This is a genomic window from Rhodobacter sp. Har01 (assembly GCF_020564565.1).
In the GTDB taxonomy this organism is placed as follows: domain Bacteria; phylum Pseudomonadota; class Alphaproteobacteria; order Rhodobacterales; family Rhodobacteraceae; genus Pseudogemmobacter.
In genome coordinates, this window is record NZ_JAJCTD010000001.1 from 627,846 (window position 1) to 642,982 (window position 15,137).

The 15,137-nt window shown below is 67.6% G+C and carries 11 protein-coding genes; 8 read left to right on the plus strand and 3 right to left on the minus strand.

Annotated features, from left to right (window positions below; all coding sequences use genetic code 11):
- The first annotated feature begins 92 nt into the window (after positions 1 to 92).
- The gene (gene lon, locus LHP98_RS03030) at positions 93 to 2,501 is read left to right on the plus strand and encodes an endopeptidase La (RefSeq protein ID WP_227251004.1); all 2,409 of its coding nucleotides are present in this window, start codon (positions 93 to 95) and stop codon (positions 2,499 to 2,501) included.
- Between the two features lie 122 nt (positions 2,502 to 2,623).
- Here lon and LHP98_RS03035 read toward each other — a convergent pair whose 3' ends face one another.
- Genes LHP98_RS03035 through LHP98_RS03045 form a run of 3 tightly spaced genes read right to left on the minus strand, consistent with a single transcriptional unit; the run spans position 2,624 to position 4,700 of the window.
- Entirely contained in the window at positions 2,624 to 3,112 is a 489-nt protein-coding gene (locus LHP98_RS03035) for a CinA family protein (protein ID WP_227251005.1), read from the minus strand.
- The gene (locus LHP98_RS03040) at positions 3,088 to 3,579 is read right to left on the minus strand and encodes a phosphatidylglycerophosphatase A (RefSeq protein WP_227251006.1); all 492 of its coding nucleotides are present in this window, start codon (positions 3,577 to 3,579) and stop codon (positions 3,088 to 3,090) included. Before LHP98_RS03040 ends, LHP98_RS03035 begins: the two co-directional genes overlap by 25 nt.
- Complete coding sequence (locus tag LHP98_RS03045; protein WP_227251007.1) at positions 3,576 to 4,700, minus strand: bifunctional 2-C-methyl-D-erythritol 4-phosphate cytidylyltransferase/2-C-methyl-D-erythritol 2,4-cyclodiphosphate synthase; 1,125 nt, start codon at positions 4,698 to 4,700, stop codon at positions 3,576 to 3,578. Before LHP98_RS03045 ends, LHP98_RS03040 begins: the two co-directional genes overlap by 4 nt.
- A gap of 190 nt (positions 4,701 to 4,890) precedes the next feature.
- On the opposite strand from LHP98_RS03045, the gene dusB reads away from it, so the two are divergent.
- The 7 genes from dusB (at position 4,891) to LHP98_RS03080 (ending at position 15,110) form a co-directional block, all read left to right on the plus strand.
- A complete protein-coding gene (dusB, locus tag LHP98_RS03050) occupies positions 4,891 to 5,865 on the plus strand; it encodes a tRNA dihydrouridine synthase DusB (RefSeq protein ID WP_227251008.1) in 975 nt (324 codons plus the stop codon).
- The gene (locus LHP98_RS03055) at positions 5,862 to 6,962 is read left to right on the plus strand and encodes a two-component system sensor histidine kinase NtrB (RefSeq protein WP_227251009.1); all 1,101 of its coding nucleotides are present in this window, start codon (positions 5,862 to 5,864) and stop codon (positions 6,960 to 6,962) included. Before dusB ends, LHP98_RS03055 begins: the two co-directional genes overlap by 4 nt.
- A 3-nt stretch (positions 6,963 to 6,965) precedes the next feature.
- The gene (locus LHP98_RS03060; RefSeq protein WP_227251010.1) at positions 6,966 to 8,333 is read left to right on the plus strand and encodes a response regulator; all 1,368 of its coding nucleotides are present in this window, start codon (positions 6,966 to 6,968) and stop codon (positions 8,331 to 8,333) included.
- Positions 8,334 to 8,397: 64 nt separating this feature from the next.
- The gene (locus LHP98_RS03065) at positions 8,398 to 10,683 is read left to right on the plus strand and encodes a sensor histidine kinase NtrY-like (RefSeq protein WP_227251011.1); all 2,286 of its coding nucleotides are present in this window, start codon (positions 8,398 to 8,400) and stop codon (positions 10,681 to 10,683) included.
- The gene (locus LHP98_RS03070) at positions 10,680 to 12,095 is read left to right on the plus strand and encodes a sigma-54-dependent transcriptional regulator (RefSeq protein WP_227251012.1); all 1,416 of its coding nucleotides are present in this window, start codon (positions 10,680 to 10,682) and stop codon (positions 12,093 to 12,095) included. The genes LHP98_RS03065 and LHP98_RS03070 overlap by 4 nt, the downstream gene beginning before the upstream one ends.
- Positions 12,096 to 12,185: 90 nt before the next feature.
- Positions 12,186 to 13,565: a Trk system potassium transporter TrkA gene (gene trkA / locus LHP98_RS03075; protein WP_227251013.1), complete on the plus strand. Its 1,380-nt coding sequence runs from the start codon at positions 12,186 to 12,188 to the stop codon at positions 13,563 to 13,565.
- A gap of 6 nt (positions 13,566 to 13,571) precedes the next feature.
- Positions 13,572 to 15,110, plus strand: coding sequence for a TrkH family potassium uptake protein (locus LHP98_RS03080; RefSeq protein ID WP_227251014.1), 1,539 nt, complete (start codon positions 13,572 to 13,574; stop codon positions 15,108 to 15,110).
- The last annotated feature ends 27 nt before the right edge of the window (positions 15,111 to 15,137 follow it).

The following is a 15,137-nucleotide window of genomic DNA, read 5'->3' on the forward strand; positions in this document are numbered from 1 at the left end:
AGGGCACAAATAGAGAACCCTGATCCGATGGAGAGAATGGCGGTTGCCGATGGTCGGGGCCGCCTTTCCCTGCCGCAACGCAAGGATGCCCGATGACACAGACCCTGCCCTCCAGCTACCCTGTCCTGCCGTTGCGCGACATCGTGGTGTTCCCGCACATGATCGTGCCGCTGTTCGTCGGGCGCGAGAAATCCGTCCGCGCGTTGGAAGAGGTGATGCAGGACGACAAGCAGATCCTGCTCTCCAGCCAGATCGACCCCACGGTGGACGATCCCGCGGCCGACGGTATCTACCGCGCCGGGGTGCTGGCGAATGTGCTGCAACTGCTCAAGCTGCCCGATGGCACCGTGAAGGTGCTGGTCGAAGGCAAGGCGCGCGTGCGCATCACCGAATTCATCGACAACCCGGCCTATTTCGAAGCCCGGGCCGAGCGGCTGGACGAAGTGATGGGCGACAAGGCCAGCGTCGAAGTCCTGCTGCGCACGGTGGGCGAAGAGTTCGAGCGCTACGCCAAGGTCAAGAAGAACATCCCTGAAGAGGCCCTGGTCGCCGTCGCCGAGACCCGCGAGCCGGCGCGGCTGGCCGACCTGGTGGCCGGCCATCTGGGCATCGACGTCGGCCAGAAGCAGGACATCCTGGAAACCCTGGTCGTCGCCGAACGGCTGGAAAAGGTGTTCGGCCAGATGCAGGGCGAATTGTCCGTCCTGCAGGTCGAGAAGAAGATCAAGTCCCGCGTCAAGACCCAGATGGAGAAGACGCAGCGCGAATATTACCTGAACGAGCAGATGAAGGCGATCCAGCGCGAGCTGGGCGACGGCGAGGACGGCCAGAACGAGGCGGCCGAGCTGGAAGAGCGGATCAGGAAGACCGCGCTGTCGAAGGAGGCCCGCGAAAAGGCCGAGGCCGAGCTGAAGAAGCTGAAGTCGATGTCGCCGATGTCGGCCGAAGCGACGGTGGTGCGCAACTACCTTGACTGGCTCCTGGGCGTGCCCTGGGGCGTCAAGTCGCGCACCAAGAAGGACCTTGCCGCCGCGCAGAAGGTGCTGGATGCCGATCACTACGGGCTGGAGAAGGTCAAGGAGCGGATCGTCGAATACCTGGCCGTGCAGGCCCGCTCGACCAAGCTGAAAGGCCCGATCCTGTGCCTCGTCGGCCCGCCCGGCGTGGGCAAGACCTCGCTGGGGCGCAGCGTCGCCCGCGCCACCGGGCGCGAGTTCATCCGCATCAGCCTGGGCGGGGTGCGCGACGAATCGGAAATCCGCGGCCACCGGCGCACCTACATCGGCTCGATGCCGGGCAAGATCATCCAGAGCCTGAAAAAGGCCAAGACGACCAACCCGCTGATCCTGCTGGATGAAATCGACAAGATGGGGCAGGATTTCCGGGGCGACCCGGCGTCGGCCCTGCTGGAAGTGCTGGACCCCGAACAGAACAACACCTTCGTCGACCACTATCTCGAGGTCGAATACGACCTGTCGAACGTGATGTTCATCACCACGGCGAACAGCTACAACATGCCGGGCCCGCTGATGGACCGGATGGAGATCATCCCGCTTGCCGGCTACACCGAGGACGAAAAGCGCGAGATCGCCATCGGCCACCTCTTGCCGAAGCAGATCAAGGCCAACGGCTTGCGCAAGGGCGAGTTCTCGGTCTCGAACGAGGCGCTGACCCACGTCATCCGCTACTACACGCGCGAGGCGGGGGTGCGGAACCTGGAGCGCGAGATCGCCAAGCTGGCACGGAAGGCCGTGACCGAAATCCTCAAGGGCAAGGAAAAGCGCGTCGAGGTGACCCCCGCGAAAGCCGAGGAATACCTGGGCGTGCAGCGCCACCGCTACGGCCTGGCCGAGAAGGAGGATCAGGTCGGCGTCGTCACTGGCCTGGCCTGGACATCGGTCGGCGGCGATCTGCTGCAGATCGAGGCGCTCAAGCTGCCCGGCAAGGGCCGGATGAAGACCACCGGCAAGCTGGGCGACGTGATGAAGGAATCGATCGAGGCGGCGTCGTCCTATGTCCGCTCGATCTCGCCCCTGCTGGGGGTCAAGCCGCCCAAGTTCGAGGCCATGGACATCCACGTCCACGTTCCCGACGGGGCGACGCCCAAGGACGGGCCGTCGGCCGGTCTGGCGATGGTCACCTCCATCGTCTCGGTGATCACCGGCATCCCGGTGCGCAAGGATATCGCCATGACGGGCGAGGTGTCCTTGCGGGGCAATGCCATGGCCATCGGCGGGTTGAAGGAAAAGCTGCTGGCCGCGTTGCGCGGCGGCATCAAGACCGTGTTCATCCCGGAAGAGAACGCCAAGGACCTGGCCGAGATCCCGGCCAACGTGAAGGAAGGCCTGGCCATCATTCCGGTCAGCCATGTGCGCGAGGTGTTGGCCCAGGCCTTGGTCCGCCAGCCCGAGCCGGTCGAATGGGATGAAGTGGCCGAGGAAGCCGCGGCCGCCGCGCGCCGGCAGGCGGCAGAGGAATCGGCGACCCAGATCGCGCACTGACCTTCCCAGCAGGCAACAGACCGACGCGCGCCGATGATTCGGCGCGCGTTTGTCTTTGCGGTCTGGTGGCGCGCGTCAGGCGGGCGACCGAAGGCTTCGCCGCCGGCGCCGCGGCAAGGATGCTATTCGGTTGCTGCCAGCAGCAGGGCCAGCGCGTGTTCCGTGCTGGCCGCGCGCACCTTGGCCCGGCCAATTGCGCCGAAGTGAACGGTCTCGACCCGGGTCATCCGGCCGGTCCGGGCGACGGCAAAGCAGACCCGACCCTCGGGCTTGAAATCGCTGGACCCGGGGCCTGCGACGCCGGTCACCGCCACCGCCAGGGCCACGCCCGCGCGCTGCAGGGCGCCCTCGGCCATCTCGCGCGCGGTCTGTTCCGAGACCGCGCCGTGGGCCGCAAGGGTTTCCTCGCGCACCCCCAGAAGCTGCACCTTCGAGGCGTTCGAATAGGTGACGTAGCCGCGCTCGAACACAGTTGAGGACCCGGCCACGTCGGTCAGTGCGGCGGCGATCATGCCGCCGGTGCAGCTTTCGGCGGTGGCGATGCGCAGGCCCCAATAGCGCGCCCGGTCCAGCACCTCTTCCGCGCTTACATGCCCATCACGCCGTGCCATAGCCCTGCCATCACCACCACCATGAGGCCAGCAAACAGCCCCGCCCAGAGATCGTCAAGCATCACCCCTGTCGCATCCCCCCGCCGGTCGGCCCGGCCCACCGGCCCCGGCTTCCAGATGTCGAACAGCCGGAAGAACAGGAAGGCCGCAACCCAGCCCGGCCAGGCGTCCAGCGCCCAGTTGTCCATGCCGCGGTTCCAGAAGGCGAAAGCGGGAAACAGCAGCGCCAGCCACTGGCCGGCGACCTCGTCGATCACCACTTCGGACGGGTCTTCGCCGGGGCCGCAGGTGGCGGCGCAGGCGCGAAAGCCCAGGGCGGTGACGATGACGAAGGCGGCCAGCAGGCCCCAGACAGTGAACAGCCGGTCAATCGCCACCCCCGCGACAATGGCCGTGGCCGAGCCCCAGGTGCCGGGGGCAGGGCGCATCCGGCCAATGCCGAAGACGGTGGCGATGCGGTGCATCATGGCTTGATCAGCACGCAGGTCGCGATCGAGGCGATGCCCTCTTCGCGGCCGGTGAAGCCAAGCCGCTCCGAGGTGGTGGCCTTGACCGACACCCGGGCGGGTTCAACGGCCATGATGCGCGCCAGTTCGGCCTGCATGGCGGCGGCGTGGGGGCCGATCTTGGGCCGTTCGCAGACCAGCGTGACGTCGCAGTTGCCGATGGCAAAGCCCATCTCACGCGCGAGGTTCGCCGCGTGGGCCAGAAAGATGTGGCTGGCGGCGCCCTTCCATTGCGGATCGGATGGCGGGAAGTGGCGGCCGATGTCGCCCATCGCAAGGGCGCCGTAGATCGCATCGGTCAGGGCGTGCATTCCGACATCGGCGTCGGAGTGGCCCAGCAGCGCATTGTCATGCGGCACCTTCACGCCGCAGAGCCAGACGTGATCGCCCGCCGTGAAGGCGTGCACGTCATAGCCGTTGCCCATCCGCACATCCATGTCCCTGGCCTCCAGCAGCCGCCCGGCGCGCGCGAAGTCGCCGGGGAAAGTGAGTTTCAGGTTGTCCTCGTCGCCCTCGACGATGGCAACGTCAAGCCCCGCCGCCCGCGCCACTTCGACATCGTCGGCTGAATTGCCGGGATGGGCACGGTGGGCGGCCAGGATCTCGGGAAAGCGGAAGGCCTGCGGGGTCTGCGCCCGCCACAGCCCTTCGCGCGACTGGGTGCCGACGACCAGGCGCGCCGCGCCACGCCACAGCGCATCGGTCACCGCCACGGCAGGGGCGGCGCCGGGGTGGCTGTCCAGCGCCGCTTCCAGCCGGCCGATCAGCGCGCGGCTGACCAGCGGGCGGGCCCCGTCATGGATCAGGACGCGGGTGATGCCGCTGCCCTCCAGCGCCTCCAGCGCGTTCTTCACCGATTGCGCGCGGGTGGCGCCGCCGGTCACCAGGGTCACGCCCGGGGCAATCGCCTCGGCCTGCGCCCGGTCATCGGGATGGATGACCAGAACGATGCGCAAACCGGCGAAGGCCCGCAGCGTATGCGCCAATACGGAACGGCCGCGAAGCATTTGCCATTGCTTGGGAATATCCCCACCGGCGCGGGTGCCCCGTCCGGCGGCGACGATGATGCAGGCGGTTGTCATTCGGTCAGCATCCCGGTTTCGCGCGGCTTGTCCAGACGGCCCGGTCGGCAGCGACAATCTGTCGGTAAAACGGGCAGGGCCGCCTATTTCTTGTGCAATGCACGTTTTTCCATCACAATCGGGGCCGCCGCCTTGGACCTTGCCCCGCCAGGGGGCTAAGGCTGGGCGCATCCGAAGTGGAACCTGTCCCTTGAGCCTGACCCTCGGCCCCCTTGCGATCACTCCGCCCGTCCTGCTGGCCCCGCTGGCGGGAATCACCGACCTGCCGTTCCGCCGGCTTGTCGGGCGGTTCGGCGCCGGGCTTGTGGTCAGCGAAATGGTCGCCAGCGACGAGGTGTTGCGGGCGCGACCCGAGGCGCGGGCGCGGGCCGAACTGGGGTTCGACGAGGTTGCGACCTCGGTGCAACTGGCGGGGCGCGAGCCGGCACTGATGGCCGAGGCCGCGCGCTGGTGCGAGGGGCAGGGCGCGCGGGTCATCGACATCAACATGGGCTGCCCGTCGAAGCGGGTGACCACCGGGCTGTGCGGCAGCGCGCTGTTGCGCGATCTGGACCTTGCCCTGCGGCTGATCGAGGCGGTGACAGGTGCCGTGAAGGTGCCGGTGACGCTGAAGACTCGCCTCGGCTGGGACGACGCCGAGTTGAACGCGCCCGAGCTGGCCCGCCGGGCCGAGGGCGCCGGGGTGCGGATGGTGGTGATCCACGGCCGCACCCGCTGCCAGTTCTACAAGGGCCGCGCCGACTGGGCGGCGATCCGGGCGGTGAAGGACGCCGTTCGGATTCCGGTCATTGCCAATGGCGACATTGTGGATGCCGCGACCGCCCGGCAGGCCCTTGCCGAAAGCGGCGCCGATGGGGTGATGGTGGGGCGTGGGGCGCAAGGCGCGCCCTGGCGGCTGGCCGAGATCGCCCACGCCTTGCACGGCACCCCCGCGCCGATGGTGCCCGAGGGCGCCGACCGCGCCGCGCTGATCGTGGCGCACTACGAGGACATGCTTTCGTTTTACGGCCGTGCCCTGGGCCTGCGCTGCGCCCGCAAGCATCTGGGCTGGTATCTGGACGAGGCCGGCCTGCCGCAGGCGCGCGAGGCGATCCTGACCGCGACCGACCCTGGCCGCGTGATCCGCCTTGTCACCGAAACCTTCGCCGAGCTGGAGGCCGCATGAGCGCCTATCGCCCGCCCTATCCGGTGCCGGGGGTGATCTGGGCTTCGCTTCCCTTGCCGTCGCTGCTGGTCAACGAGGCAGGGCTGATCCTTGAGGCCAACCCGGCGGCCGAGGCCTTCCTCAACGCCTCGACCCGGGTGCTGACCGGGCAGCCGGTGCTGGACCGGCTGGCCATCGACGCGCCGATGGAAGAGGCGATGGCGCGGGTGCGGGCGAACCAGGCCGCGCTGAACATCAATGACGTGGACGTGACCAGCGGCGAACGCGCGCCGGTGCAGTGCACGCTGCACCTGGCGCCGATGCACGACAACCCCGGCATCCTGCTGCTGATCCTGTCGCCCCGCGAACTGGCCGACCGGCTGGGCCGGTCGATGGGGGCGAAGACGGCGGCGAAATCGGCCATCGGCATGGCCGAGATGCTGGCGCATGAGATCAAGAACCCGCTCGCCGGGATTTCCGGCGCGGCGCAGCTGCTGTCGATGTCGCTGTCCTCGGAAGACCGCGAGATGACCGACCTGATCGTCGAGGAAACCCGGCGGATCGTGAAGCTCTTGGAGCAGGTGGAGCAGTTCGGCAACCTGCGCCCGCCGGACCGCCGCGCGGCGAACATCCACGACGCGCTGGACCGTGCGCGGCGTTCCGCCATGGTGGGGTTCGGTTCGCACATGACCATCGTCGAGGATTACGACCCCTCGCTGCCGCCCACCTGGGCCGACCCCGACCAGTTGATGCAGGTGTTCCTGAACCTGATCAAGAACGCTTCCGAGGCGGCGGGCCGGCCGGACGGCGGCACCATCCGCCTGCGCACCTTCTATGACGTCAGCCTGCGGATGCGGCGCAAGGACGGCACCCCCGCCGCGCTGCCGCTGAACGTGGAAATCATCGACGACGGCCCCGGCCTGCCGCCCGACATCGCCGGCGACGTGTTCGAGCCCTTCGTCTCGGGCCGCGAGAACGGCACCGGGCTGGGGCTGGCGCTGGTGTCGAAGATCATCTCCGACCACGACGGCTGGATCAGCGTGGAGTCGGTGCCCGGGCGCACCGCCTTCCGCATCTCGCTGCCGCTGGCCCCCAAGGACAAACGGAAGGACATCTAGGCCATGGACGGCACCATCCTTGTCGCCGACGACGACCGCACCATCCGCACCGTGCTGACCCAGGCGCTGACCCGCGCAGGCTGCAAGGTGCATGCCACCGGCAGCCTGATGACGCTGATGCGCTGGGTGGAAGAGGGCAAGGGCGATCTGGTGATCAGCGACGTGATCATGCCCGACGGCAACGGGCTGGACGCGCTGCCCCGCATCGGACGGATGCGCCCGGGTCTGCCGGTGATCGTCATTTCGGCGCAGAACACCATCATGACGGCGATCCAGGCGGCCGAGGCGGAGGCCTTCGACTACCTGCCGAAACCGTTCGACCTCCCCGACCTGATGAAGCGCAGCGCCCGCGCGCTGGACCAGCGCCGCCGCGCGCCGCAGCCCGCCGTCGTGCCGGTCAAGGAACCCTCGGACGACCTGCCGCTGGTCGGCCGCTCGCCGGGGATGCAGGCGCTGTACCGGCTAGTCGCGCGGGTGATGAACACCGATCTGGCGGTGCTGGTCACCGGCGAATCGGGCACCGGCAAAAGCCTGCTCGCCCGCGCCATCCATGATTTCAGCGACCGCCGCAGCATGCCCTTCGTGGTGGCCCAGGGCGCCGACCTTCAGGGCATCGAAGGCCCGGCGAACCTGATCGCGCGGGCCCGCGGCGGCACGCTGGTGTTTGACGAGGTGGCCGACTACGACGACGACACCCAGGCCCGCGCGGTGCGGCTCTTGGACATGCCGGGCGACAACGCGCCGCGGGTGATCGCCACCAGCCAGGCCGACCTCAGCCAGCGGATCGAGGCCGGCACCTTCCGCCAGGACCTGTATTTCCGCCTTGCGGGCGTGACGCTGCACATGCCCAGCCTGCGCGAACGGGTCGAGGACATTCCGCTGCTGGCCGACCACTTCCTGGCCCGCGCCGAGCGCGACATGGGCGCGGTCCGGCGCCTGTCGGGGGATGCCCGCGAGATGGTGCGGGCGCATGCCTGGCCGGGCAACGTGCGGCAGTTGGAAAACGCGCTGCGGCGGCTGGCGGTGACGTCAAGCGATGTGGAAATCACCAAGGCCGAGGTGGCACAGGTGCTGGGCCAGTTGCCCGCCGCCGAGCCGGTGAAATCGGCGCTGGAGGGCGAAAAGCTGTCGGCCAGCGTCGCCCGCCACCTGAAACGCTACTTCGACCTGCACGGCGGACAGTTGCCCCCGGCCGGCGTCTATCAGCGCATCCTGAAGGAAGTGGAGACCCCGCTGATCGAGATTGCGCTGGACGCCACCGCCGGAAACCAGGCGAAATGCGCCGATCTGCTGGGGATCAACCGGAATACCTTGCGCAAGAAGATCACCGATCTCGATATCCGCGTGACACGACGGCGCAAGCTGATGTAAAACCGCAACATCAAGCGTGGCAAACCGGCCGCAAGTGCCCGTTGCCACAAGATGTTGCAGGTCCATGAGTCCAACCGAACGCGCGCAACGCCGGGAATTCTGGTCAAGACTGTCGCTTTTGCGGCGGCAGCGGCGCGTGCAGACGGCGATGACCCTGGGGCTGGTGTTCCTGGGCCCGGTGCTGGTGGTGGCCACCTTTCTTGCGCTGGGTCCGTTCAGCCAGGGCGCGAACTCACCGGCCCTGCGACTGATCCTGCTGGCCGATCTGGTCTATGTGCTGCTGGTCGCCGCCCTGGTGCTGTACCGCGTGGCGCGGCTGGTGTCGGACCGGCGCAGCCAGTCGGCGGGCTCGCGCCTGCACCTGCGGCTTTCCGGCGTCTTTGCCGGCGTGGCGCTGGTGCCCACGGTTCTGGTGGCGGTCTTCGCGGTCCTTTCGGTGAACCTGGGTCTTGAAGGCTGGTTCTCGGACCGGGTCCGGTCGGTCGTCGGCTCGTCTCTGGCCGCCGCCGAGGCCTATGAGGGCGAGCAGCGCGAGGATCTGACCCAGGATGCCGAGGCGCTGGCCGCTTATCTCAACCTGGCCAAGCAGAAGAGCTTTTTCCTGCGGGACGACCAGCTTCGTCCGCTGCTGAGCCAGGGGCAGGATGCCATCCAGCGCGGGCTGAAGGAGGCCTATCTGATCGACGGCACCGGCACGCTGAAGACCCGGGGCGACCGGTCCTACCTGTTCGGCTTCGAACCGGTCACCGCCGATGACCTTGAGCGCGCCCGCCAGGGCGAGACGGTGCTGATCGAGGACTGGCCGAACAACGAGTTCCGCGCCGTGGTGTTCCTGGACACCTTCGCCGACCGATTCCTTTACATCAGCCGCGAGGTGGACGGCTCGATCCTGTCGCTGCTGGACGAGACCAAGGAGACAGTCCAGCTCTACACCCAGCTGGAAAGCGAGCGCGGACGTCTGCTGCTGAACTTCGGCCTGATCTACCTGGGCCTTGCGATCATCTTGATCCTGGCGGCCATCTGGCTGGGCCTGTGGTTCGCCGAGCGGCTGTCGCGCCCGGTGGGGCGGCTTGCGGGGGCGGCGCAGCAGGTCGGCGCGGGCAACCTCGACGTCCAGGTAAAAGAGGAGGAGGGCGATGACGAGATCGCCATGCTGGGGCGTCTGTTCAACCAGATGACCCGGCAGCTGAAAGGCCAGCGCGAGGCGCTGATGGACAGCCACCGCCAGACCGAGCAGCGGCGGCGACTGTTCGATTCGGTGCTGTCCAACGTGACCGCCGGGGTGATCGGACTGGATGCCGGCGGCACCGTGGACTTTGCCAACCGCGCCGCCGAACGTCTCCTGGACATCGAGGGCGACCTGCACGGCGTGGCGCTGGCCGGCGCGGTGCCCGAATTCGCCCCGTTGCTGGATCGGTTGCGCGAAGAAGGCATTTCTGCGGTGCAGGAAGAGGTGAAGCTGACCCGCCGCGGCAAGCTGGAAAGCCTGCTTGTGAGGGTGAGCATTCGGCAAAGCGAAAGCGGGCGTCTGGAAGGCTACGTGGTGGCCTTCGATGACGTCACCGACCTGGTGACGGCGCAGCGGATGGCGGCCTGGGGCGACGTCGCCCGTCGCATCGCGCATGAAATCAAGAACCCGCTCACCCCCATCGCCCTGTCGGCCGAGCGGCTGAAACGCAAGTTCCTCAGCCAGGTGCAAGAGCCGGGCGAGCTGGAAAGCCTGACCGACGTGATCGTGCGGCAGACCAATGACCTGCGGCGGATCGTCGACGAATTCTCGAAGTTCGCCCGCATGCCCGAGCCGGACCGCAAGGAAAGCGATCTGGTGCAGTTGCTGCGCGATGCGGTGACCCTGCAAGAGGCCGGGCAACCCGGCGTGCGCTTCGTCACCGGCATTCCGGACGGCATGGTGATCATGCACCTGGACGCGACGATGATCGCCCAGGCGCTGACCAACCTGATCAAGAACGCAGGCGAAGCGATTGAAACGCTTATGGAAAAGGGTGCGCCCACTGGCTTTGTGCCGGAGATACGGGTCAGCATGACGGCGGGCGAATCCGAAAGCGTGATCCGCATTGCCGACAACGGCATCGGCCTGCCGCCTGACCGCGCGCGCCTGTTCGAGCCTTATGTCACCACGCGGGCCAAGGGCACCGGCCTTGGCCTGCCCATCGTCAAGAAGATCATCGAGGAACACGGCGGCACCCTCGCCTTGCTGGATGCGCCCGTGTTCGACGGCAAGGCCCACGCCGGCGCCCTGGCCGAGATCCGCCTGCCGCGGTTGGCCAAGCGCCGGATGGGCCGGAACATGGGGTCGCCAGCACCGACCCAGGAGGGAACCGCAGCATGAGCATTCTCATCGTCGACGACGAGAAGGACATCCGCGAACTGATCGGCGACATCTTGCGCGACGAGGGCTATGTCGTGCGGCTGGCCGGCAACTCGGACGACTGCATGTCCGAGATCAACGCCGACCCGCCGGCCCTGATGGTCCTGGACATCTGGCTCAAGGACAGCCGGATGGACGGGATCGACATCCTCAAGACCGTGAAACGCGACAACCCCGACATTCCGGTCATCATCATCTCGGGCCATGGCAACATCGAGATCGCCGTGGCCGCGATCAAGCAAGGCGCCTACGACTTCATCGAAAAGCCGTTCAACATCGACCAGCTGATCGTGGTGGTCACCCGCGCGATGGAGACCAGCCGGCTGCGCCGCGAAAACCAGGAACTGCGTCGGCGTGATGTGAGCGCGACCGAGATGATCGGCGGCTCGCCCGCCTTCAAGGCGCTGAAGGTGCAGCTGGAAAAGGTCACCAAGTCGAACGGCCGGGTGATGCTGACGGGCCAGCCCGGCTCGGGCAAGGAACTGGCCGCGCGCTTCATCCACCTGAACTCGAACCGCGCTGCGGCACCATTCGTCAGCGTGTCTTCGGCGACCATCGAACCCGAACGGATGGAAGAGGTCCTGTTCGGGCGGGAAACGCCCGACCGCGGGGTGGAACCGGGCCTGCTTGAGCAGGCGCATGGCGGCGTGGTGTATTTCGACGAGGTCGGCGACATGCCGACCGGCACCCAGTCCAAGATCCTGCGTGTGTTGACCGAACAGCAGTTCACCCGGGCCGGCGGCACCGACAAGGTCAGGGTGGACCTGCGGGTGGTCTCCTCGACCACCCGCGACCTGCCCGGGGAAATCCGCGCCGGCCGCTTCCGGCAAGAGCTGTATGACCGGCTGAACGTGGTGCCGATCGCGGTGCCCTCGCTGGCCGACCGGCGCGAGGACATCCCGGAATTGGCGCGCCACTTCATCGACTGGTTCCACCGCAGCCAGGGCTTGCCGGCACGCATGCTGTCGTCGGAAGCCGAGGCGATGCTGCAGACCATGGCCTGGCCCGGCAACATCCGCCAGTTGCGAAACGTGATCGAGCGGGTGCTCATCCTGGGCGAAAACGGCGGTCCGATCGAGGCGCGGGAATTGCCCGGTCCGGAAGCCCAGGGCGGCGGCTCGGACGGGATGGTGCTGGGCGGCATGGTTGCCACGCTGCCCCTGCGCGAGGCACGCGAGCTGTTCGAACGGGAATACCTGCTGACCCAGATCAACCGGTTCGGCGGCAACATCAGTCGCACCGCGCATTTCGTCGGCATGGAACGCAGCGCGTTGCACCGCAAGCTGAAAAGCCTGGGCGTGGTGACCACGACGAAATCGGGTGGCCGCGCGGCCCACTTCGAAGACGAGGAAGAGGAAGAGGCCGAAAGCTGAGACCCGGCAAGGGCCCGCCACGTTGACCCCCCGTGCCGCATCTGCGAAACAGGCAAGGCAAGGCGTCGTAGGCCGATCGGGGAACCAGGGATGAAGGTCATCATCTGCGGCGCGGGCCAGGTTGGCTGGCAGATCGCGCGCCAGTTGTCCGGCGAGAAGAACGACGTCACCGTCGTGGACGTGAACGCCGAACTGGTCCGCCGCGCCACCGAGACGCTGGACGTGCAGGGCGTGGTGGGCTTTGCCAGCCACCCGGATGTGCTGGAAAAGGCCGGCGCCCGCGACGCCGACATGATCATCGCCGCGACCCACTCGGACGAGGTCAACATGGTGACCTGCCAGATCGCGCAGGTCGCCTTCAACGTCACCCGGAAGATCGCGCGCATCCGGGCGCAGAGTTACCTGTCGGACGCCTACAGCGACCTTTACAATCAGGACCGACTGGCCATCGACGTGGTGATCAGCCCCGAGCGCGAGGTGGCCGAGGCCGCGTTGCAGCGGTTGGCCGCGCCGGCGACCTTCGACACCGAGGTGTTCATGGGCGGCCGGGCGCAGCTTCTGGGCCTGCAACTGTCCGAGGATTGCCCGGTGCTGAACACGCCTCTGCGGCAGTTGAACGAACTGTTTTCGACCCTGCGCGCCATCGTCGTGGGGGTGCGGCGCGAAGGGCGGCTGTTCGCGCCGGAACCGGGCGATCAGCTTCTGGTCGAAGACCAGATCTACGTCTTCACCCATTCCGAAGACGTCAATCGCTGCCTCGAGATCTTTGGCAAGAAGAACAAGAAGAAGGAACGCATCGTCATCATCGGCGGCGGCAACGTTGGCCTTGGCGTGGCGCGCGCGCTTGAGGCGCGCAGCGACCGGGTGCGGGCGAAGATCATCGAGAAGCACCGGCCCACCGCCGAGCGCGCCGCGGATTCGCTGCAGCGCACCATCGTTCTGAACGGCGACGGCATGGACATGGACCTCTTGATGGAGGCGGCCATCGACCGCGCCGACGCGATTCTTGCCGTCACCGACGATGACAAGACCAACCTTCTGGTTTCGGTCCGCGCCAAGCAGGCCGGCTGCCCGATGGCCATCGCCCTGGTCAATGATCCGACGCTGGCGCCGCTGATGGCGCCGCTGGACATCGACGCCTACATCAACCCGCGCGCCACCACCGTGTCGTCGATCCTGCGTCACATCCGCCACGGCCGGGTGCGACATGTCTATTCGATCGGCGATTCCGAGGCAGAGCTGATCGAGGCCCAGGTGATGTCGACCTCGCCGCTGGCCGGCAAGCTGGTCCGCGAGATCGAATTCCCCGAAGGAGTTCTGGTCGGTGCCGTGCTGCGCGGCGGCGAAAAGGTGCTCAAGCCCACCGGCGATCTGCGGATCGAGGCCGGCGACGTGATCGCGCTGTTCGCCATGGCCAAGGATGTGCCCGAGGTCGAGCGGCTGCTGCTGGTCTCGATCGACTTCTTCTGACCGGAGATGCTGACCCGGCTCACCACGCTGCCGCTGCTTGTCGTCCTGCTGGGGGGGGCGGTGCTGGCGACCATGCTGCCGGCCACGCATGCGCTGATCTCGGACGACCTGCGCACCGCACGCGCGTTCTTCTATTCGGCACTGATGCTGGGGGTGATCGCGGTCATGCTGGGGCTTGCCACGGCGAATCTGCGGCCGCGCAATGCGGCCCGCAGCCAGCTGGCGGCGCTGGTCGGGGCCTATGTCATGCTGCCGGTGGCGCTGGCTTTGCCTTTGGTCTGGGCGGTGCCCGACACCAGTTGGAGCAACGCCTGGTTCGAGATGATGACCTGCTTCACCACCACCGGGTCCTCGGTCTATGAACCGGGCCGGCTGCCGCCCTCGGTGCACCTGTGGCGGGCGCTGGTGGCCTGGTTGGGCGGGTTCTTCATCCTGCTGGCCGCCTATGCGATCCTGGCGCCGCTGAACCTGGGGGGGGCCGAGGTGATTTCGGGCCGGGTGCCAGGGCGCGGCGCGCAGGGAGCGACGCAGATCACCCGCGTCGCCGACCCGGCGCTGCGCCTCAGCCGCTATGCGATCAGGATCCTGCCGGTCTATGGCGGGCTGACGCTGGCGCTGTGGGTGGCGCTGCTGATCGCCGGCGAGGACGGGCTTCTGGCCCTGACCCATGCCATGGGAACCCTGTCGACCTCGGGCGTCTCGGCCGGGATCGGGCTGTCGGTCACCGGCTCGGGGCTGGCCGGAGAGGTTCTGATCCTGCTGTTTCTGGTCTTCGCGCTCAGCCGGCGGCTGATGCCGGTGCCTGGCCTGGGAACCCATGACGGCCGGTTCTGGCGCGACCCGGAACTGCGCTTTGCGGCGGTTCTGACCATGCTGGTGGTCGTCGTTCTGATGACGCGCCACCTGATGTCCGATGCACCCGCCCCGCGCGAGATGACAACGCTGCAAGGCCTGATACGGGCGATCTGGGGCGCCGCCTTCACCGCGGTCTCGTTCCTGTCCACCACCGGCTACGAAAGCGCCTACTGGTCTTCGGCGCGCGACTGGGCCGGGCTTGGCCCGCCGGGGCTGATGCTGATGGGCTTGGCCATCGTTGGCGGCGGCGTCGCCACCACGGCGGGGGGCGTCAAGCTGCTGCGGGTCTATGCGCTGATGCAGCAGGGCAAGCGTGAGCTTGAGCGGATCATCCATCCGAACTCGGTCGGCGGGCAGGGGACCGAGATGCGGCGGCTGCGCCGCGACGGCGCCTACATGGCCTGGGTCTTCTTCATGCTGTTTGCGCTGTCGATCGGCCTCGTGACCTCGGCGCTGACGCTGACCGGCCAGGCCTTCGAGCCGGCGCTGGTGCTGGGCATCTCGGCGCTGACCACAACCGGCCCGCTGATCCAGGTTGCCAGTGCCGAACCCCTGTCCTACGCGGTGCTTTCCGATGCCGAGAAGATGATACTGGGGGTGACCATGGCGGTCGGCCGGCTGGAGACGCTGGCCCTGATCGCCATGATCGCTCCGGGCGGCTGGCGCCGCACTTTGCAGCCGCACATGTAACGGCCTGATTTTCGGGCTGGAATCTCT